This window comes from Pseudomonas sp. HP_12 (genome assembly GCF_055283955.1).
Genome location: NZ_JBTOQG010000056.1, coordinates 198,950 through 219,523, shown reverse-complemented (window position 1 = coordinate 219,523; position 20,574 = coordinate 198,950). Strand labels below are relative to the sequence as shown.

Here is a 20,574-nt window from a genome sequence, read left to right as displayed (position 1 = left end):
TGCCCGATGCCCGTTCGTTATTTCATCAAAAACCTGCTACTGCCTCCGGGCCTTTTCCTGCTGTTGTTGGCGCTCGCCTGGTGGTTGAAAAATCGCCGGCCGGTGTTGGCGCGGGTGCTGTTTTTCATCGGCGTTGGCGGCATGACCGCAATGAGTCTGCCCATTGTGGTGGAGTGGTCGGCGAAAGGCATCGAGAGCATTCCGCCGCTGCCGCGTAGCGAGTGGGCAACATTGGCCCAGCGCGCCGATGCCATTGTGATTTTGGGGTCAGGCCGCGAACGCAATGACCCGAGCTGGGGCACTGATATCCCAACGGGCGTGGCGCTGGAGCGCATGCGATACGCCGCGCGTCTGTCGAAAGCGTCCGGTTTGCCGATCCTCACCACGGGCGGGCTGCATTACGGCGAGCCACCGAGCGAGGCGGCGATCATGGCTGACTCCCTGCGCGACGACTTCGGCGTGAATGTCCGTTGGCAGGAAGGCGAAAGCCGCACGACATGGGAAAACGCCAACATGACCGCCGCGATCTTGTTGCCCCAGGGCATCAAGCGCGTGGTCGTGGTCACCCAGGCGTGGCACATGCCGCGTTCGGTGTGGAGTTTCGAGAAAGCCGGATTTGACGTGGTTCCGGCGCCGGTCGGATTCCTGAGCGTTGACAACGCCCGCCCCTTCGGCGGCTGGACGCCGGAGGCGAGGGCGGTGTGGCAGAACGGGCAATTGATCAATGAAGCGGCGGGACTGGTGGGCTATCGCTTGTTTTACCGGTGACCTGGGCAGAGCAGGCGTTTGGTCCCGCTGTCACAGTGCGTATCCCCTGACGCCGCGCGTGCTGTTAGTGGGACCGGCTTTAGCCGGGAAGGCGCCGGGTGTCACACTGCAAATCTGATGATGCGCAAACTGGCCTCTTCCCGGCTAAAGCCGGTCCCACTAATAGACCGCATGCATCCAGTCAGGCTGGTGCCCAATTGTAAGATCGTGCGCACTCAGCGGGACTGGCGGTGGCCCAATGGTGGAACCGTACGTGTTCAGCGGGACTGGCTGCGGTTTAATGTGGGACCGGCTTTAGCCGGGAGGCGTCGGGTGATAAACCGCGAAATTGATGGTGTTCATGCGGGCCTCTCCCCGCTGAAGCCGGTCCCATGGGGATGTCATCATCTATCAGAAATCTCTCGATACCCACCCGCTATAGGTAAAGGGGTTCACTGCTTTTACTGTTCGCCTTCACAACGACGGAGAGCGGCAGGATGCATGGAAGCAAACATGAACGGTCTTTGCGTATCGGTCGATATTCCCAACAGGGGAACGTCTATCTCGTAACCTCTGTGGTGAAGGATCGCGCCCCTCTGTTCAGTGATATTCAAATAGGCCGCCTGGCGGTTCAGGAAATGAAACGTTTGCACGACTCAGGCGTTGTGCACTCATTCGCCTGGGTGCTTATGCCTGATCATCTGCATTGGCTGTTTGAACTCAAGTCAGGATCACTGCCTGCGCTCATGCAAGCGCTGAAGGGCAGAACCGCTTTCGCAGTGAACAAGGCACATGGCGCAAAAAAATGACATGGCAGAAGGGTTATCACGATCACGGGGTCAGGGCCGATGAGGACCTCGTTGAAATAGCTCGCTATGTCATTAACAACCCAATCCGGGCAGGGCTGGTAATGCGCCGGGGTGACTATCCCCTGTGGGACTGCGAATGGATGCTTGGGTGGGACTGCCTTTAGCTGTCTTACTGACACACCGCGTGCTCTTAGTGGGACCGGCTTTAGCCGGGAATGCGTCAGGCATCACACCGCGAAAGTGAGGGTGTTCGAACTGGCCTCTTCCCGGCTGAAGCCGGTCCCACTAATGGACCGTAGGCATTCGGTCAGGCCGGTGTTGCTCAATGGTGGGACCTTACTAAGTCATCGGGACCGGCTGCGATTTATTGTGGGACCGGCTTTAGCCGGGAAGGCGTCGGGTGTCACACCGCAAATCTGATGGTGCGCAAACTGGCCTCTTCCCGGCTGAAGCCGGTCCCACTATGGACCGCATGCATTCAGTCAGGCTGGTGGAGGCCAATTGTGGATCGAGCGCAGTCAGCGAAGCTGGCTGCGGTCGAGGGCTCACACCGCCTTTGCCATCCTTCCTGCAAAGAACGCCCAGCCGATCAGCAGCAGCGAAAGCACGATCAGCGGCCATGAGCGCCAGTGCAGGTAGGGCGTGAGGTTCTGCATTGGGGTCACTTCGCCGTACATCACGGCGCGCTCGAACTGCGGCACGGTGGTGGTGATTTCGCCAAACGGGTTGATCAGCGCGCTGACGCCGTTGTTGGTGGCGCGGATCATCCAGCGGCCGGCTTCCAGTGCGCGCATTTGCGCCATTTGCAAATGCTGCAGCGGGCCGATCGAGGTGCCGAACCACGTGTCGTTGCTCACCGTCAGCAGCAGATCGCTTTGCGCCGAGAGCCCGGCGGCGAACTCCGGGTACACCACTTCGTAACAAATGAACGGCGCGATCTCATAACCCTTGGCCTGCAACAGCGACTGCCCGGACGGGCCGCGCGCAAAGTCGGACATCGGCAGGTTGAAGAAGGTAATCAGTCCACGCAGCAGGTCCTGCAACGGCACGTACTCACCAAACGGCACCAGCTTCTGCTTCAGATAAGTGCCGTCGCCTTCGCCGGTTACGGTGATGGCGTTGTAGTAACGGTATTCCCCGTGGGTGCCTTTTTCTCGCAGCGGTACCCCGGTGATCAACGCCGAATCCCGCTCGGCCGCAAACTTGCCCATCACCGACAGATAACCTTCGACCGACTCCTTGAGCACCGGCACGGCGGTTTCCGGCCAGATGATCAGGTCCGCTTTTTTCGAGGTGAAGGTCATGTCCCGGTACAGCGCGAGTTGCGCGTTGAGCGCCGCCGGGTCCCACTTCATGCTCTGCTCGACGTTGCCCTGCATGGCTGCAACGGTCAGCGGCTTGCCCGAAGGCTCGGTCCAGGCGTGATGCTTCAGCGCCAGCCCGGCAACCCACGGCGCCAGCAGCAACACAATGCCAGCCGCCAACTTCGGGGCGCGCGTCCGCAAACGGGGCAGATTGCACAGCAGCGCTGCAGTCAGCGCGAGCACAAAGGAGATCAGCCACATGCCGCCCAATGGCGCGAGCCCTGTGAGCGGGCCGTCGAGTTGGCTGTAGCCGGAATACAGCCAGGGGAAACCGGTGAGGAACCAGCCGCGAAACATTTCCTGGCCGAACCACAAGGCGGCAAAGGCCAGTGAATCCGCCAGCGGGGCTTCGTTACGGCGGATCCAGCGGGCCCAAATCCATGCCGGCAGGGCGAAGAAAAACGCCACCGCCGCGCAAAACAGCACCATCAGGAAGGCCGCCAGCCAGACCGGCGCCTCGCCATAGGTGTGGATGCTGACGTAAATCCAGCTGGTGCCGCCGCCGAACAGGCCAAATCCGTAGGACCAACCGCGCCAGAGGGCCTGACGGGGTGTAAGGTCGCGCAGACCGAGATAGAAAACCACCAGCGCGACAATCGCCAGTGGCCAGATATCGAAGGGTGCCAGGGCCAGGGTAATCAACGCGCCGGCCACCATGGCTAGCAGGTTACCGGGCCAGCCGGGGCGGGTGATCCAGCGCATTTACATTCCTTAAAGCGGGTAGGGCATCACGTGCGGTTGATCGGGCTCAGGCGCAGCAAGTGAATACGACGGCTGTCGGCATTCAGGATGCGGAAACGGTACGCGCCGATTTCGGTGATTTCATTACGCTTGGGCAGGTGCCCGAACGCATTCATCACCAGACCGCCGACGGTGTCGAATTCGTCATCTGAGAACCCGCTGTCGAAGAACTCGTTGAAGCTCTCGATCGGGGTCAGCGCCTTGACCAGGAAGTCGCCACTGGGCAGCGGCTTGATGTAGCTGTCTTCCTCGACGTCATGCTCGTCTTCAATGTCGCCGACGATTTGTTCGAGCACGTCTTCGATGGTCACCAGACCCGCCACGCCGCCGTATTCGTCGATGACGATGGCCATGTGATTGTGGTTGGCGCGGAATTCCCGCAGCAGCACGTTCAGACGCTTGGATTCAGGGACGAAGGTCGCCGGGCGTAGCAGGCTTTTCACGTCGCCGCTGCCACCGTCTTCCTTGAGAATCAGCGGCAGCAGGTCCTTGGCGAGCAAGACGCCCAGCACGTCATCGTGGCTTTCACCGATGACCGGGTAGCGCGAGTGCGCCGAATCGATCACGGCAGGCAGAAACTCGCGTGGGGTCTGGCTGGCCTTGATGCTGATCATCTGCGAACGCGGCACCATGATGTCGCGGACCTGCAGGTCAGCGACCTGAATGGCGCCTTCGACGATGGCCAGCGCTTCACTGTCCAGCAGCTTGTTCTGATGGGCTTCGCGCAGCAGCTCTAGCAGCTCCTGGCGGTTTTTCGGCTCATGGGCAAATGCCTGGGTCAGTTTGCCCAACCATGACTTTTGCCCGTTGCTCGATCGGTCTTCGCTCATAGCCCTTACTCGTGGTCCTTGGCTGATGTTTCTAAATGGGGTGTGTCGGAATTAGTGATGTCGACAGATTCGTCGTCGGCGTAAGGATCCGGATAGCCAAGCTCTGCAAGCAACTCCCGTTCCAGCGCTTCCATCTCTTCGGCTTCGTCGTCATCGATGTGATCGTAGCCCAACAGATGCAGACAGCCATGAATCACCAGATGCGCCCAATGAGCGTCCGATGACTTGCCCTGTTCAGCGGCTTCACGGGTGACGACAGGCACGCAGATGACCAGATCGCCCAGCAGCGGGATGTCCAGCATCTCGTCGGGGACGTCGGCGGGAAATGACAACACGTTGGTGGCGTAATCCTTGTGCCGCCACGTGTTGTTCAGCTCTCGGCCTTCGGCTTCGTCGACGAGGCGAATGGTCAGTTCCGAGTCAGCCGAACGCTGGCGCAGGCCCATTTCACACCAGAGGCGGAACTGGGCTTCGCTCGGGGCGCTGGCCTGACTCGCACGTTGCAGATCCAGCTCAAGCATCGCGGCGGGTGTCCCGTGAACCCTGGGGAGCGACCGGATTGTCGTTGCGTTCCTCGTAGCGCTCGTAGGCTTCGACGATGCGCTGCACCAACGGATGGCGCACGACGTCCTTGGGCTTGAAGTGGGTGAAGCTGATGCCCGGCACGTCCTTGAGCACGTCGATGACGTGGTTCAGACCGGATTTAGTGCCCTTGGGCAAGTCGATCTGGGTGACGTCACCGGTGATCACGGCGGTGGAGCCGAAGCCGATACGGGTCAGGAACATTTTCATCTGCTCGACGGTGGTGTTCTGACTCTCGTCGAGAATGATGAAGCTGTTATTAAGGGTGCGACCGCGCATGTACGCCAGCGGCGCGACTTCGATCACCTGCTTCTCGATCAACTTGGCGACATATTCGAAACCGAGCATTTCGTACAGCGCGTCATACAGCGGGCGCAGGTACGGGTCGATTTTCTGGGACAGGTCGCCGGGCAGGAAGCCGAGCTTTTCGCCCGCTTCCACGGCAGGACGCACCAGCAGGATGCGGCGGATGGTCTCGCGCTCAAGGGCATCAACCGCAGCGGCCACGGCCAGATAAGTCTTGCCGGTACCGGCCGGGCCGATGCCGAAGTTGATGTCGTTGGCGAGGATTTCCTTCACGTACCGCTGCTGATTCAAGCCACGGGGGCGAATCATGCCTTTCTTGGTACGCAGAGCGACGCCGACTTCGGCAGCAGGGTGGTTATCCAGCTCTTCAACGCCGGATTCCTGCAGGAACAGATGAACCATGTCCGGTGACAGTTCGGTCGCTTTCGTTTCCCGATACAGCCGGCGCAACAGGTTCTCTGCCGAGGTGGTTTGTTTGCGCTCGCCGATCATCTCGAACTGGCCTCCGCGATTGCGGATCTCGATGTCCAGGCGCTGTTCGATCAAGCGCAAATGCTCGTCGAATTGCCCGCACAGATTGGCGAAGCGGTGAGCCTCGATAGGTTCGAGGCTGAAGCGATGTGGTTCGATAGGTGCGTTCAAAGTGGTTTTGGGCCGCCCGACGGCAATGTGAAGTGACGTGAAGGATAACCCCTGCAGGCAGTGTCAGGAAGGGTTCACTCACGAATGGATAAATGAGCTGCGCAGACGCCCGGCGGGGCAGCCGATAACAGACAGCCCGCCGGGCCTGCGAGTTGAATCGTGCGCCGGTGAAGCCGACGTATGGCGGCTGTCCGACAGCAGATTCAGCGCGAGGGCCTGCGCATAGACATCATGCGTGGCGATTAGATTGGGGCGCTTTGGCTTATTGCAACAACGACCCGCGCAGCGAGTGGGGTTGGGCGCTGTCGATATAGACATCGGCGAACTGGCCGATCAGCCGGGGGTTGTCGCAGCGGAAATTGACGATCCGGTTGTTTTCGGTACGGCCCTGCAGTTCGCCGGGGTCCTTCTTCGAATAGTCGGTGACCAAAATGCGCTGCACGGTACCGGCCATCTTGCGGCTGATGTCCAGGCCCTGGCGGTTGATCAGGTCCTGCAGCTGCTTGAGGCGCTCCTTCTTCACCTCTTCCGACGTGTCGTCGGGCAAATCGGCCGCGGGTGTGCCGGGACGCGCGCTGTAGACGAAGGAGTAGGAGAAATCCATGCCGACGTCTTCCACCAGCTTCATGGTTTGCAGGTGATCCTTCTCGGTTTCGCCCGGGAAGCCGACGATGAAGTCGGAGCTGATGCAGATGTCCGGTACCGCCGCGCGCAGCTTGCGCAGGCGTGACTTGTATTCGAGCACCGTGTGATTGCGTTTCATGGCCGCGAGAATCCGGTCGGAACCTGATTGCACGGGCAGATGCAGATGCTTCACCAGTTCCGGGACTTCGGCGTGGGCCTGAATCAGGCTGTCGGAGAACTCCAGCGGGTGCGAAGTGGTGTACCGAATGCGGTCGATGCCGTCGATGGCGGCGACCACGCGGATCAGTTCGGCCAGGTCAGCGAGGCGCCCGTCGTGGGTGGTGCCGCGATAACCGTTGACGTTCTGGCCCAGCAGTGTCACTTCGCGCACGCCGTTCTCAGCCAGATGAAGCACCTCGTTGATAACGTCGTCGAACGGCCGGCTGACTTCTTCGCCACGGGTATAAGGCACCACGCAGAACGTGCAGTACTTGCTGCAGCCTTCCATCACCGACACATAAGCGCTCGGGCCATCGACACGGGGCTCGGGCAGGTGATCGAATTTTTCGATTTCGGGGAACGAGACGTCGACCTGGGGCAGGCGGGTGATGCGCGCCGCGTCGATCATTTCCGGCAGACGGTGCAGGGTCTGCGGGCCGAACACCACGTCGACGTACGGCGCACGATCGCGGATGGCCGCGCCTTCCTGACTCGCCACGCAGCCACCGACGGCGATGACCATTTCCGGATTTGCCAGCTTCAATTCGCGCCAGCGGCCAAGCTGGGAGTACACCCGATCCTGCGCCCGCTCGCGAATCGAGCAGGTGTTGAGCAGGATGACGTCAGCGTCTTCCGCCCGTGCGGTGACTTCCAGTGCTTGATGTTCGCCCAGCAGATCGACCATGCGCGAGCTGTCGTACTCGTTCATCTGGCAGCCGTGGGTTTCGATGTAAAGCTTCTTGGCCATGCGGGGGTTCATCAGGTGATTCAAAGAACCGCGCATTATAGGGATGCGAGCCCCGGCTTCCTAGCGTCGTCTAACCAGCGGCATGCTATAGTTCGCGCCCTTTTCAAAACGCTGATCACTGCCTGCCTGTTATGACCAAACGCGAAGCTCCAATCTACAAGGTGATTTTTCTCAACCAGGGACAGGTGTTCGAGATGTACGCCAAACAGATCTATCAGAGTGATCTGTGGGGTTTTCTGGAAGTGGAAGAATTCGTCTTCGGCGAGCGCACCACCGTCGTGGTCGACCCCAGCGAAGAGAAGCTCAAGGCGCAGTTCGATGGCGTAGTGCGCAGCTTCGTGCCGATGCACTCGATCGTGCGGATCGATGAAGTGGAGCGTATGGGCACCGCGAAGATCACCGAGGCGCGTCACACCGGCAACGTCATGCCGTTTCCGATGCCCATGCCGGACAAGTAATTCAGATCAAGGCTTGTCGCTGTCGGCAGGGAAGGGCGCAAACGGCGTGCGTCCTTCAGCGGTCTGCAGCTCCAGCAGGTATTTGCGGAAGATCTGCCCCAGCACTTGGGTGGCCACGTCGAGATCTTCGCGCTTCATTTGCGCGGACACTTCGTCCGCCTGATCCAGCGCATCTTCAGAACCGTTGACCGCCGCCATCTTCAGCACGATATACGCCTGAATGTTGTTGGCCTGCACCCCTTCGCCACGAAAGAACATCAAGCCCAGCTGGTACTGCGCCTGGGCGTGCCCCTGCAACGAAGCTTTTTCGAAGTAATTGAGTGCCTGGGTCAAGTCACGTGGCGCACTTTTGCCCTCGTAGTAGAACTCCCCCAACTCGTATTGCGCCTGCGCATCCCCATCCTGAGCCGCCTGCTGACAAGCGGACAACGCTGCTGGCAGGTTGTCTGGCTGGGTATTGAGGGTGCAACGACCCACCGCCGGGATCAACAACGAGTTGCCACCTGCATTAGCCAGCAGGGGATGAAGAAGCAACAGGCAGCCCAATGCAAGGGTGCGGCCGGTGCGATTCATGGAAGTCGACTTACCTCTGAAAAAGGTGCGGGCATGCCCGTCCAGCGAAACGTGCTGGCTGCGCATTATGAAATAAGCGAGGGCAACCTTACAAAGTCTTTACTGATTTTCTGCTGCGCGGGCTTGATTGGCCTGAATTCAGGGCGGTTGAGTAGCCTGTAGATACGCGGGCGCAATCCGTTGCGCCCTGTCTACCCGTCATTTCAGTTGGGCGAATGCCTTTTCCGCCGCGTCCAGCGTCTGCTGCAACTCTGCGTCGCCGTGGGCGATCGAGGTAAAGCCGGCTTCGAACGCGCTTGGCGCCAGGTACACGCCGCCTTCCAGCATAAGGTGGAAGAACTGTTTGAAGCGATTGGCGTCGCTGGTCATCACGTCCTGGAAGGTGACGATTTCTTTGGCGTCGCTGAAGTACAGGCCGAACATGCCGCCCGCCTGGGTGGTCACGAACGGGATGCCGGCGGCGTCGGCGCGCTGTTGCAGGCCTTCCAGCAGGCGTGTGGTGAACGCAGTCAGTTCGTCGTGAAAACCCGGGCGGCTGATCAGGCGCAGGGTGGTCAGACCCGCCGCCATCGCCAGCGGGTTACCCGACAGCGTGCCGGCCTGATACACCGGGCCCAGCGGCGCGATGTGCGACATGATTTCGCGCTTGCCGCCGAAACAGCCGACCGGCATGCCACCGCCGATGATCTTGCCGAACGTGCTCAGGTCCGGTTTCACGCCGTAATACGCCTGCGCCCCACCGAGGGCGACGCGGAAACCGGTCATCACTTCGTCGAAAATCAGCACCACGCCGTGCTCGTCGCAGGCCTCGCGCAGGCCTTGCAGGAAACCCGGCGCAGGCGGCACGCAATTCATGTTGCCCGCCACCGGCTCGACGATGATGCACGCCACTTCCTGGCCGACGTCAGCGAGCATCGTTCTGACCGCGTCGATGTCGTTGAACGGCAGGGTCAGCGTGTGCTTGGCGAAGGCCGCCGGTACGCCGGGCGAACTCGGCACGCCCAGGGTCAGCGCGCCGGAACCGGCTTTCACCAGCAGGCTGTCGGAGTGGCCGTGGTAGCAGCCTTCGAACTTGATGATGCTGTCCCGGCCGGTGAAACCGCGCGCCAGACGGATCGCGCTCATGGTCGCCTCAGTGCCGGAACTGACCATGCGCACCATTTCCATCGACGGCACAATCGAGCAGACCAGATCGGCCATCTCGGTTTCCATCGCGGTCGGTGCGCCGTACGACAGCCCGTGTTCCAGCTGCTTGCGCACGGCATCCAGCACGTCCGGATGACTGTGGCCCAGAATCATCGGGCCCCACGAGCCTACGTAATCGACGTAACGCTTGTCGTCTTCGTCGGTGACGTAGGCACCGACCGCGTGTTTGAAGAACAGCGGCGTGCCACCCACGCTTTTGAACGCGCGGACCGGTGAATTGACGCCGCCGGGGATGTGTTTCTGGGCGTTGGCGAACAGGGTTTCAGAACGGGACATGATGAGGTCTCTGTTTGAATCGGGAATGAATGAGTGCGTAACCGTCCTGATGCAGAATCAGGCGGGTTTGAACAAATCGTTGAAAGCCCGGGCGCGGCGCGTAACTTCCTGAGTGGTTTCAGCGCCGAACAGCCCGTGCACGACGGCCAGCAGATCGGCGCCGTGGTCCACCAGCGGCGCAGCGTTCTCCAGGGTGATGCCGCCGATCACCGCAATGGGCAGCTTGATGCGTTTGCGTGCCTGGCTGAGCAGGTCGAGGCTGCAGGTCGGCGCGCCGGGTTTGGTCTGGGAATTGAAGAAGCGTCCGAAGGCGACATACGAGGCGCCGTCGGTCTTGGCCTTGTCGGCCAGTTCCAGCTGTGCGTGGCAGGTCGCGCCGACAATGGCTTTGTGACCGAGCAGGGCGCGGGCGTCAGGCAGCGAGCCGTCGGTTTGCCCAAGGTGCACGCCGACGCCCAGGCGCGCGGCCACTTCGGCGTCGTCGTTGATGATCAGACGGGTCTTGTAGCGCTCGCACAGCTTGAGCAGCGCCGAGGCTTCGCGCAGGCGGCGGGTCTCGTCGCCGGATTTGTCGCGGTATTGCAGCAGGGTCACGCCGCCATCGAGGGCGGCTTCGACGTAAGACAGGAATTTACCGGCCAACAGCTGGCTGTCGGTCACGGCATACAAGCCACGTAATCTCATCAGGGTGCCTCTTTTTCGTGGCGTTACGAGCAGAAATCCAGCGGCAGGCGGCGCGGAACGAATTGTCCCCGGCCCAGCTGTTCGGCATCGCGCAGCGTGCGCCAAGTGTAGTCCAGCGCCATTTGCACAGCGCCGATCAGGTCCTGGCCCTGCGCCAGTCTTCCCGCCAGGGCGCTGGCCAGTGTGCAGCCGGAGCCGTGATAGCTGCCCGGCAAACGCTGACAGGTGAAGGTGCGTGACTGACCGCCGCGGATGTACAGACGGTTGTGAACTTCGTGCTCATCGCCATGACCGCCGGTGATCAGCAAGTGCTCGCAGAACGGCAGCAGCTTTTCGGCACATTCATCGGCGGTGCCTTCAGGCAGTTCGGCGAGGATACGGGCTTCCGGCAGGTTTGGCGTGGCGATGGTGGCGAGTGGCAACAGACGCTCGCGCATGGCGTAACCCACTTCGTCCTTGCCCAGCCGACCGCCGCCACCGGCACGCAACACCGGATCGCAGACCATGGGCAGATGCGGATGCGCGGCCAGCAGTTCAACGACGGTGTCGACCATCTCCAGCGAACCCAACATCCCCAGCTTCACTGCCGCGACGGTGGAATCGTTGAGCACGGCATTGGCTTGCGCCAGCACCCACTCGCGGTCCAGCACGCGAAAGTCAGTGACGTTCACGGTGTCCTGAACGGTCAGGGCGGTGACGGCGGGAGCGGCGTGGCAACCCTGAGCAAGCAGGGCTTCGATATCCGCCTGCAAGCCGGCGCCGCCACTGGGGTCGTGACCGGAGAGACAGAGGACAACAGGGCGGGAGCTATAGATATTCATGGTGCGCGAGCTTACCACTAAACTTTTTGCCAGTGGGACCGGCTTCAGCCCGGAAGGGGCCGGTGCAAACACAATCATTTTGCGGCAGGACGCCTGCTGTGAGTAGGACCGGCTTCAGCCGGGAAGGGGGCCGGTGCGTTCACCATTGATTTTGCAGCGAGACGCCTGACGTCTTCCCGGCTAAAGCCGGTCCCACCAGGTGCATTGCGATCAGCCTGTACTGCTTGGCAATCCGGCCAAAGCCAGTCCTGCATGTGAACGAACCGGTCTCACCCGATACACAGATTTAGATGGTGTCATCGAGCTATCAATCGCTATCCTGTGGCGCTTCATCTGTTCCGCCAAAAGAGTAAATGCAAGTGCGTTGCCCGCTGACCCTTTCGACCCATACAGCGGTCGCTCGCAGAATTGCGAAGCCGTCCCACGATTCCACGGCGGCTCGCGCCCGTCATCAGTGCCAAGGCGGTGACCCATGCGCCTGGTGCTGATTGCGCTGTTCTGCCTGTTGCCGATGTTCGCCAGCGCCGTGGACTTCGATGAAAACACCCGCACCCTTGCATTGGGGCGCGACACCCAGGTGTTCGAAGACCCCACCGGCGATGCGACCATCCAGCAAGTCTCATCTCCCGAGGGCGCTGCACGCTTCAAACCGCTTGCCGGTCCGTCGCTCAACGCCGGGTATTCGCGCTCGGCGTTCTGGCTAAAGGTGCGACTGACCTATCGTCCCGCCAACCCGCTGGCGTCCGCCGACTGGTTGCTCGAACTCGCCTACCCGCCGATGGACCACGTCGATCTGTACCTCGGCAACGGCGACGCGCGCCCCAGTCTGGCCTGGCAGACCGGCGACATGCTGCCATTTGCCAGCCGGCAGATTAAGCAGAACAACTACGTATTCGATCTCAACCTGAACGCCCACGAGACCAAAACCGTTTACCTGCGCGTCGCCAGTCACGGCTCGGTGCAGGCGCCGCTCAATCTGTGGGCCAGTCATGCGTATATAGAAGAGCAGCCGTCGCGCCTGTACATCCTCGGCATGATTTACGGCGTGCTGGCGGTGATGCTGGTCTACAACCTGTTCATCTACCTGAGCGTGCGCGACACCGCTTACCTGCATTACATCCTCTACATCACCTTCTTCGGCCTGTATCAGGTGTCGGTCAATGGCGCGGCGATCGAGTATTTCTGGCCCGACAACCCTTGGTGGGCCAATACCTCGACCACTTTCCTGATTGCTGCCGCGATCCTGTTTGCCAGCCAGTTCACCCGTAAATTCCTGCAGACGCCGAGCCTCGGTCGCTGGCTGGATGTGCCGCTTCTGGTGATGATGGTCTGCGCTGCGGTGATCATGGCGCTCGCGTTGAGCATGGATTACGGCGTAGCGCTGCGGCTGGTGACGGGGCTGGTCTTGCTGTTCACGCCGGTGGTGCTGCTGATCGGGCTGGCGGCGTGGTTCAAGGGGCGGCGGGTCGCGCGGTATTTCATTATCGGCTGGTCGGCGTTTCTGATCGGCGGAGTGGTCAACGCGACCATGCTCCTCGGGCATCTGCCCAACAACTTCTGGACCATGTACGCCAGCCAGATCGGCTCGGTGATCGAGGTGGCGTTGCTGTCGCTGGCGCTGGCCGACCGCATCAATGCCATGCGTGAGCGCGAGGCGCAGATCATGGCGGAATCGCAGCAGGGGCTTGAAACCCTCAACCAGCAATTGGCCGTGAGCAACCGGTTGAAGGACGAGTTTCTCGCCACGCTGACCCATGAACTGCGCACGCCCATGAACGGCGTGATCGGTTCGCTGGAGTTGATGCAAATGGACGTGGCCGACAGCGAGATCGAGCTGTATCGCCAGACCGCCGCCGACTCGGCGCAAAACATGATGGGCATCGTTAACGGCATCCTCACGCTGACTGAACTGCAAGCGGGCCGCATCACCGTGCGCAACGAGCCATTCAGCCTGCGTCATGTGCTGTTTCAGCTGCGCAGTGGCTTCGAACCGCTGGCCCGCAGCAAGGCGCTGGCGTTCAGTGTGGAACTGGACGAGACGCTGCCGGACAGCCTGCACGGTGACGGCATCAAGTTGCGCCAGTGCCTGGAGTGCCTGCTGGACAATGCGATCAAGTTCACCAAGACCGGTTCGATCAGAATCCGCGTCAATGGCCAGCGCCCAGACGCCGAGCACGTGCGGCTGGTGATCGACGTCATCGACACCGGCATCGGCTTCAGCCGTCTTGATGAAGAAACGCTGTACGCCAACTTCTTCCAGGTGGATGGCTCGACGACGCGGGAATACGGCGGGCTGGGTATCGGTCTGGCGATTTGCCGACAGTTGATTGAGTTGCAGGGCGGGCGCCTGAGCCATCAATCCGAGCCGGGCAACGGCAGCCAGTTCCGCTTGAGCCTGGATGTGCAGATCGCGACGCAAATGGTGTAGGAGCGCCACCCCGGCCACTCCTACATGGGCCGTGCATCCAGCGGGATGTGCATCAACTCTGATGCCAGCCATCGACAAGGCAAAACCGCCGTGATTTCGTCTTTTATGGCGCTGTCGCCGGTGCGGGGTGCGTGATTCACTAGGTCATCTGCACGACCGCCGCGTGCTGCCCGGACCGGAGTCGCCTCATGGACCAGCGCATCAACCTGCATCAGTTCGCCGAGACCCACGAAGTCACCAATCAGCCGCCTTCTCTGGACGGCACCAACCTGTACCGCATCGACCTGCCGCTGCAAGAGTGGTCGCAGCGCTTCGGCGCGGGTTGGGCACGGGACCGAATCGATGCCTATGGCGCACTGGCTGGTGGCCCGTTGATGGAAGCGGGTTTCCTCGCCAATCAGAACAAACCGGTGTTCGCCAGCCATGATCGCTACGGCCATCGCATCGATCTCGTGGAATTTCATCCGGCGTATCACCAACTGATGCAGACGGCGGTCGAACACGGCATCCCTTCGCTGCCGTGGACCGATCCCCGGGAAGGCGCCCACGTGGCCCGCGCGGCGATGAGCTACTTGCACACCCAGGCCGAGGCAGGCAGCGGGTGTCCGCTGACGATGACCTTCGCCAGCGTGCCGGCGCTGCGTCTTCAACCGGACCTGGCCGAGACTTGGCTGCCGAAGATCCTCGCCACCCACTACGACCCGCGCAACGTCGGCATCGCGCATAAGGCTGGTGCGACCATCGGCATGGCGATGACCGAGAAGCAGGGCGGCACCGACGTGCGCGCCAACACCACCCGGGCCTATCCGGTCGGCCAGCCTGGACCGGGTCACGCCTACGAACTGGTCGGGCACAAATGGTTTTGTTCGGCGCCCATGTGCGACGCCTTTCTCACTTTGGCGCAGACCGACAAGGGCCTGACCTGTTTCCTGCTGCCACGCCATCGCCCGGACGACACCCGCAACGCGTTCTACATACAGCGGCTGAAGAACAAACTGGGCAACTGGTCCAACGCCTCCAGCGAAGTGGAATTCCGCGGCGCTCTGGCCTGGATGGTGGGCGAGGAAGGGCGCGGCGTGCCGACCATCATCGAAATGGTGGCGATGACCCGATTCGACTGCATGACCGGTTCCAGCGCGCTGATGCGTCAGGCGCTGACCCAGGCCGCGCACCATTGCGCCCACCGCAGCGTCAGCGGTCGTGTGCTGAGCGAGCAGCCGCTCATGCAAAACGTGCTCGCCGATCTGGCGCTGGAAAGCGAAGCGGCCCTCGCACTGACCTTGCGCATGGGACGCTCGCTGGAGCGTCTGGATGACGGCCACGAAGCCCGTTTCGCACGACTCGTAACGGCGGTGGGCAAGTACTGGATCTGCAAGCGCGCGCCGGCAATGATCAACGAAGCGGCGGAATGCATGGGCGGTGCAGGCTATGTCGAGGACAGCATCCTGCCGCGCCTTTACCGTGAGGCGCCGGTCAATTCGACGTGGGAAGGTTCCGGCAACGTGCAGTGCCTGGACGTCCTGCGCGCGCTGTCCAAAGAGCCCGGCGTGCTGGATGCTTTGTTCGATGAGCTGGGCGACGGTCATGGCGACAAGCGACTGGCCGCGCATATTCATGGTTTGAAAGAGGCATTTCAGGACACCAGCGACATCCAGTACCGCGCCCGTCAACTGACCGAAGACATCGCCGTCGCGCTGCAGGCAAAACTGCTGCTGGAAGCGGGCAATGCAGTGGTCAGCGACGGGTTTATTGCCGGACGCCTGGAACGGCCGGGGCGCGTCTACGGCGCCTTGCCGCGCGGGGTGGATGTCCAGGCGCTGGTCGCGCGGTCATCGCCGCAGGTATAACGCGTCCATTGCCGCGTCGGCTGCAGGCAAATCGTGCCTTCGTCATCTGTTGCAGGCAAGATATGCGCTTGCAAGATAAGAAGGATATGCATCGTGACCGAAGCTTTCATTGTCGTAGAAACTGCCGAACACGCCGTTGACCGGCTCGCTGAGCTGCACGCACGGGCAACCACCGCCTTGAGCCAGGCGCTCAAGCGCTACCTGAAAGACCGCGTCGAACCTACTGCCGCCGAGCGTCTGACATTCCGCTACCCCGAGCTGCGTCTGACCTACCACTGCCAGGGTGAAGTGCCGCTGACCACCCGCGCCTACGCCAAGGTTCAGTTGCCGGGCACTTACAGTGTCACCGTCACCCACCCGGCGGCGTTCCGCAAATACCTGCTCGAACAACTTGTGCCGTTGATGAACGACTTCACCGTGACGGTGGAAGTGGGCGTCAGCGAGCAGAACATCCCCTACCCCTACGTGGTTGAGCAGGGCGATGAGCTGGCCGGGACCGGCGTCACCGCTGCGACACTGGCCCGCGTTTTCCCGAGCACCGATTTGTCGGCCGCCACCGATGGCATCGCCGACGGTCTGTACGACTGGGCCAACACCGATCCGCTGCCGCTCGCGTTGTTCGACGCCGCCCGTGTGGATTTCTCGCTGCGCCGTCTGGTGCATTACACCGGCAGCGACTGGCGCCATGTTCAGCCGTGGATCCTGCTGACCAACTACCACCGCTACGTCGACCAGTTCATCGTGCATGGCCTGGAAAAACTGCGCGATGACCCGCGCTTCGTGAAGATGGTCCTGCCGGGCAACGTCGTCGTCGACAAGAGCATGGATTACGGCGAAGCCCAGGCCATCGTCTCCGGTGTGGTCTGGCACCGCTACCAGATGCCGGCGTATCACCTGATCGCCGAAGACGGCCATGGCGTGACATTGGTCAACATTGGCGTCGGCCCGTCCAACGCCAAGAACATCACCGACCACCTCGCGGTATTGCGTCCCCATTGCTGGCTGATGATCGGGCACTGCGGCGGCCTGCGTCAGTCGCAGACCATCGGCGACTACGTGCTCGCCCACGCCTACATGCGTCGAGACGGTATTCTTGATCGCGTGCTGCCGCCGAACATTCCGATCCCGGCGCTGGCCGAAGTGCAACTGGCGTTGCAGGAATCAGCCGCCCAAGTCACCGGCGAACGCGGCGACGATCTGAAGAAGCGTCTGCGCACCGGCACGGTCCTGACCTACGACGATCGCAACTGGGAACTGCGCTGGGCCCAGGAACGGCCGCTGATCAACCTGTCCCGAGCCGTGGCGGTGGACATGGAAAGCGGCACCATCGCCGCTCAGGGTTATCGCCTTCGGGTGCCTTACGGGACCTTGCTCTGCGTCTCGGACAAACCGCTGCACAGCGAGATCAAGCTGCCGGGTTCGGCCAACGCGTTTTATGAGCGTGCGGTCACCCAGCATTTGAAGATCGGCATCGCCGCGCTGGACCTGATGCGCACGCAGCTCAACTCGCTGCACTCGCGCAAGCTGCGCAGCTTCGACGAACCGCCGTTCCGATAAGGCTCCGTTAAGGCGCTAGGCGTTCAACGAAAGGGCCACTAAAGTGGCTCTTTCTGTTTCTGTCATTTTTTTACCGGTTTCCCATGCCCCGCCACCAACGTCCCGATTCCCGCCGTCCTTCGCCTGATCGCACGGGCGCGCCCCGGCGTGTCGCCAAAGCACCGCCCGCCGAACCGCGGTTGATTCTGTTCAACAAACCCTTCGACGTGCTGACCCAGTTCAGTGATGGCGAAGGCCGGGCGACGCTCAAGGATTTCATCGACATCCCCGGCATCTACCCGGCCGGGCGCCTGGACCGCGACAGCGAGGGCTTGCTGCTGCTGACCAACGACGGCCAATTGCAGGCGCGCATCGCCGACCCCAAGCACAAGCTGGCGAAAACCTACTGGGTGCAGGTAGAGGGTGAGCCGACGGAAGAGCAACTGCAGAAGCTGCGCAACGGCGTCGAATTGAACGACGGCCCGACGCTGCCCGCACAGGCCCGACAACTGGACGAACCGGAGCTTTGGCCGCGCAACCCGCCGGTGCGGTTTCGCAAAAGCGTGCCGACGAGCTGGCTGGAGCTGGTGATCAAGGAAGGCCGAAACCGCCAGGTGCGCAGGATGACCGCGGCAGTCGGCCTGCCGACGTTGCGACTGGTCCGCGTGCGGATCGGCGACTGGAGCCTTGATGGGCTGGATCAGGGGCAGTGGCGGGAAGTGCCAGCGAAGCTTTGATTGAAGAACTGCAGCAAGACCCGAATTCGAATGCTGCTGAGTTCCATTGTGGGAGTGAGCTTGCTCGCGAAGGCGTCATCTCTACCGGCGGTTATTCAGCGTCTTAACGGGCCTCTTCGCGAGCAGGGTAGATCGGCACCCCGGTCGCTCTCACAAAAACCTGTACCTGCGCGGACGCGCTTCAGCCGCGCAAATGCACCAGCGGCAGTTCGGTGCTCGCCAGTACCTGATTGAGCACGAAGCTGGAGCGCACGCTGGTCACGCCGTCGATGCGGGTCAGATGGCCGAGCAGAAATTTCTGATAGTGATCCATGTCCGGGACGACGACCTTCAGTTGGTAATCGGCGTCGATGCCGGTCACCAGGCTGCATTCCAGCACCTGCGGCAGGTTGCGGATGTGCTGCTCGAAATTCTCGAAGCGGTCGGGCGTGTGGCGATCCATGCCGATCAGCACGTAAGCCGTCAGGCTAAGGCCCAGCTTCTTGCGGTCCAGCAGCGCGACCTGACCCACGATATAACCGTCGTCTTCCAGCTGTTTGACGCGGCGCGAGCAGGGTGAGGGCGACAGGCCAATCCGCTCGGCCAGTTCCTGATTAGAGATGCGCGCGTCCTTTTGCAGCTCGGCCAAAATACTCAAGTCATATCTGTCGAGCTTGCTCACGATAAGCGCCTTTATTGAATGGATTGCGCAGGATTATTCATCTGAAGTGAATTATTGCGCAAGTGGTGTTTTCGTCAGCAATATTCGCAATCCTGTGTCGTCCGCCAAAGCCTATTCTTTTAACCAGAATCACTGCCCGGACACAGCGTCCAGCGCGGCCCGCCGAATCAGGCCAGCCGCGGCCTCCAGCCCGACAGGGTTGATCAGGCCACCGGGCTACGCACTGTCCAGAAGACGATGCGAGGTGAGCCGATGCCACAAGTGTCGAGCCAGGACGAAGTATTCCAGAGAGGGCCATCGAGCCCTCTTTTTTTGTGCCCGGCTTTTGTCCAGCAGCGCAGCGAGCGCTTCTATAGTTTCACCCGCCACGCTGATAGAGTGCGGCGAACGGCGCACCCGACTCGCAGTCCTATCCCATAGGTATCCGCGCCGTAGTGAGGAAAGCATGAACACGCGCATCTGGCGTTTGGCAGGTGTCAGTCTCTTGGCCTTGAGCATCAGTGCTCAGGTGTTGGCCGACGACAACAATCAACAGCAGCAACAGCAGCAGCGTAACGAGCAGCAGCAGCGCCAACAGCAGCAACGTGGGTTCGAGATGCAGCGCCAGCAGCAGGAGAACCAGCGCGGCTTCAACGACAACCAGCAGCGTGAACAGCAGCAACAACGCCAGCAACAGCAGAATCAGCAACAACAGCAGCGCCAGCAGGAACAGGTGCAGCAACAGCGCCAGATCCAGCAGAACCAGCAGGAGCGCGCCAATCAGCAGCGCCAGCAGCAGGATCGCGAGCGCAATCAGCAGCGTGACGATCAGCGCCAACAGCAGCAACGCCAGCAACAGCAGGATCAGCAACGACGCCAGCAAGAGCAGCAGCAACAACAGCGTCAATTGCAGGACCGCCAAGGCGGTCTGCCGATTCAGGGACGGCCGGACACGGTGGTTCAGACCCAGGAGCCGCGTCAGGGCTTCTACCGCGACCAGCCCCGAGACAACCGCTGGCGCGACGGCGACCGTCGTCCCGATAACGGCAACTGGCAGGCCGGCCGCCCCGGTGGTCATGGCGACGGCTGGGGATCGGGTCCGCGCTATCGGCCGGGTTACGAGATTGATCGCATGCCGGGTGGTTACTCGCGGGTGCCTTATCGCGGAGGGGATTACTTCTACTCAGGCGGTTACTGGTATCGCCCACAGGGCCCGCGTTATGTAGTTGTCCAGCCTCCACGGGGCGTTCGCGTCCGTTACCTGCCCGACTACGCGCAACAGGTCTGGCTCGGCAGCGCCTTGTTCTTCGTCGCGGCCGGGACCTACTACACCTACGAGCAGAACACCCAGGAATACGTGGTCGCCGAGCCTCCGCAGAATGTCGAGCCGGTGTATTCACCTCAGCAGCCGCAGCCCGTTCAGCAGGCAGCGAATCCCTACGATGTTGTCGCCTACCCGCCTGAAGGCAAGCCGCAACAGGAAATCGAACAGGACCGCTACGACTGCTACCGCTACGCCGTGCAGCAAAGCAATTTCGACCCGGCAGGCGCAGCGTATCAGCCGGCACCGGAAGTGCTCGGTGTGTACCGTCAAGCGATGGCCAGTTGTTATGCAGGGCGGGGGTATAGCATTCAGCAGTAGAGGCGCGGGCACGCAGGCCGGAATTCGGAATGCCCTAATGGGACCGGCTTCAGCAGGGAAGAGGCCGGTTTGAGCGACATGAGATTTGCGGTGTGACAACCGACGCCTTCCCGG

At 61.5% G+C, this 20,574-nt stretch carries 18 protein-coding genes and 1 pseudogene; 8 read left to right on the top strand and 11 right to left on the bottom strand.

The genetic code is table 11. The features are described from left to right. Positions 1 to 6 precede the first annotated feature (6 nt). Positions 7 to 768 (top strand): YdcF family protein, encoded by a 762-nt coding sequence (locus tag ACYASU_RS22370; RefSeq protein ID WP_463584095.1) that lies wholly within the window; start codon positions 7 to 9, stop codon positions 766 to 768. 476 nt (positions 769 to 1,244) lie between these two features. Beyond that, a pseudogene (locus tag ACYASU_RS22365) lies at positions 1,245 to 1,720 on the top strand (REP-associated tyrosine transposase). A gap of 381 nt (positions 1,721 to 2,101) precedes the next feature. On the opposite strand, the gene lnt reads toward ACYASU_RS22365, so the two are convergent. From lnt to miaB, 5 genes are all read right to left on the bottom strand, one after another. Beyond that, on the bottom strand, positions 2,102 to 3,622 hold the full coding sequence (gene lnt, locus ACYASU_RS22360) for an apolipoprotein N-acyltransferase (protein ID WP_463584094.1): 1,521 nt from the start codon (positions 3,620 to 3,622) through the stop codon (positions 2,102 to 2,104). 26 nt (positions 3,623 to 3,648) lie between these two features. Beyond that, positions 3,649 to 4,491, bottom strand: a complete 843-nt coding sequence (locus tag ACYASU_RS22355; RefSeq protein ID WP_065988361.1) for an HlyC/CorC family transporter — start codon at positions 4,489 to 4,491, stop codon at positions 3,649 to 3,651. A 5-nt stretch (positions 4,492 to 4,496) separates the two neighbouring features. Further along, positions 4,497 to 5,012: an rRNA maturation RNase YbeY gene (gene ybeY, locus ACYASU_RS22350; protein ID WP_463584093.1), complete on the bottom strand. Its 516-nt coding sequence runs from the start codon at positions 5,010 to 5,012 to the stop codon at positions 4,497 to 4,499. Beyond that, positions 5,005 to 6,021, bottom strand: a complete 1,017-nt coding sequence (locus ACYASU_RS22345) for a PhoH family protein (protein WP_463584092.1) — start codon at positions 6,019 to 6,021, stop codon at positions 5,005 to 5,007. The genes ybeY and ACYASU_RS22345 overlap by 8 nt, the downstream gene beginning before the upstream one ends. A 262-nt stretch (positions 6,022 to 6,283) precedes the next feature. Next, positions 6,284 to 7,612, bottom strand: coding sequence for a tRNA (N6-isopentenyl adenosine(37)-C2)-methylthiotransferase MiaB (miaB, locus tag ACYASU_RS22340; protein WP_282367219.1), 1,329 nt, complete (start codon positions 7,610 to 7,612; stop codon positions 6,284 to 6,286). A 131-nt stretch (positions 7,613 to 7,743) separates the two neighbouring features. Here miaB and ACYASU_RS22335 point away from each other — a divergent pair, with 131 nt between their 5' ends. Continuing rightward, entirely contained in the window at positions 7,744 to 8,070 is a 327-nt protein-coding gene (locus ACYASU_RS22335; RefSeq protein WP_065988358.1) for a DUF1820 family protein, read from the top strand. Positions 8,071 to 8,076: 6 nt separating this feature from the next. On the opposite strand, the gene ACYASU_RS22330 is transcribed toward ACYASU_RS22335, so the two are convergent. The 4 genes from ACYASU_RS22330 to ACYASU_RS22315 all read right to left on the bottom strand — a co-directional run bounded on the left by ACYASU_RS22330 (position 8,077) and on the right by ACYASU_RS22315 (position 11,630). Continuing rightward, positions 8,077 to 8,643, bottom strand: a complete 567-nt coding sequence (locus ACYASU_RS22330; RefSeq protein WP_282367220.1) for a tetratricopeptide repeat protein — start codon at positions 8,641 to 8,643, stop codon at positions 8,077 to 8,079. A gap of 198 nt (positions 8,644 to 8,841) precedes the next feature. Continuing rightward, entirely contained in the window at positions 8,842 to 10,125 is a 1,284-nt protein-coding gene (gene hemL / locus ACYASU_RS22325) for a glutamate-1-semialdehyde 2,1-aminomutase (protein WP_463584091.1), read from the bottom strand. Between the two features lie 57 nt (positions 10,126 to 10,182). Then, the gene (thiE, locus tag ACYASU_RS22320) at positions 10,183 to 10,809 is read right to left on the bottom strand and encodes a thiamine phosphate synthase (RefSeq protein WP_192173745.1); all 627 of its coding nucleotides are present in this window, start codon (positions 10,807 to 10,809) and stop codon (positions 10,183 to 10,185) included. Between the two features lie 23 nt (positions 10,810 to 10,832). Then, positions 10,833 to 11,630, bottom strand: a complete 798-nt coding sequence (locus ACYASU_RS22315) for a hydroxymethylpyrimidine/phosphomethylpyrimidine kinase (protein ID WP_192173744.1) — start codon at positions 11,628 to 11,630, stop codon at positions 10,833 to 10,835. 472 nt (positions 11,631 to 12,102) lie between these two features. On the opposite strand from ACYASU_RS22315, the gene ACYASU_RS22310 reads away from it, so the two are divergent. The 4 genes from ACYASU_RS22310 (at position 12,103) to ACYASU_RS22295 (ending at position 18,178) form a co-directional block, all read left to right on the top strand. Further along, positions 12,103 to 14,058, top strand: a complete 1,956-nt coding sequence (locus tag ACYASU_RS22310; protein WP_463584090.1) for a sensor histidine kinase — start codon at positions 12,103 to 12,105, stop codon at positions 14,056 to 14,058. Positions 14,059 to 14,258: 200 nt separating this feature from the next. After that, on the top strand, positions 14,259 to 15,905 hold the full coding sequence (locus tag ACYASU_RS22305; RefSeq protein WP_463584139.1) for an acyl-CoA dehydrogenase family protein: 1,647 nt from the start codon (positions 14,259 to 14,261) through the stop codon (positions 15,903 to 15,905). A 93-nt stretch (positions 15,906 to 15,998) separates the two neighbouring features. Next, positions 15,999 to 17,462, top strand: a complete 1,464-nt coding sequence (gene amn / locus ACYASU_RS22300) for an AMP nucleosidase (protein ID WP_065988354.1) — start codon at positions 15,999 to 16,001, stop codon at positions 17,460 to 17,462. Positions 17,463 to 17,545: 83 nt separating this feature from the next. Next, on the top strand, positions 17,546 to 18,178 hold the full coding sequence (locus tag ACYASU_RS22295; protein ID WP_282367227.1) for an rRNA large subunit pseudouridine synthase E: 633 nt from the start codon (positions 17,546 to 17,548) through the stop codon (positions 18,176 to 18,178). A 181-nt stretch (positions 18,179 to 18,359) separates the two neighbouring features. On the opposite strand, the gene ACYASU_RS22290 is transcribed toward ACYASU_RS22295, so the two are convergent. Next, positions 18,360 to 18,839 (bottom strand): Lrp/AsnC family transcriptional regulator, encoded by a 480-nt coding sequence (locus tag ACYASU_RS22290; protein ID WP_074893299.1) that lies wholly within the window; start codon positions 18,837 to 18,839, stop codon positions 18,360 to 18,362. A 409-nt stretch (positions 18,840 to 19,248) separates the two neighbouring features. Further along, positions 19,249 to 19,740, bottom strand: coding sequence for a hypothetical protein (locus ACYASU_RS22285; RefSeq protein WP_463584089.1), 492 nt, complete (start codon positions 19,738 to 19,740; stop codon positions 19,249 to 19,251). Here ACYASU_RS22285 and ACYASU_RS22280 point away from each other — a divergent pair. Continuing rightward, entirely contained in the window at positions 19,726 to 20,460 is a 735-nt protein-coding gene (locus ACYASU_RS22280) for a DUF6515 family protein (RefSeq protein WP_192173742.1), read from the top strand. The two genes, ACYASU_RS22285 and ACYASU_RS22280, sit on opposite strands and share 15 nt — an antisense overlap. The last annotated feature ends 114 nt before the right edge of the window (positions 20,461 to 20,574 follow it).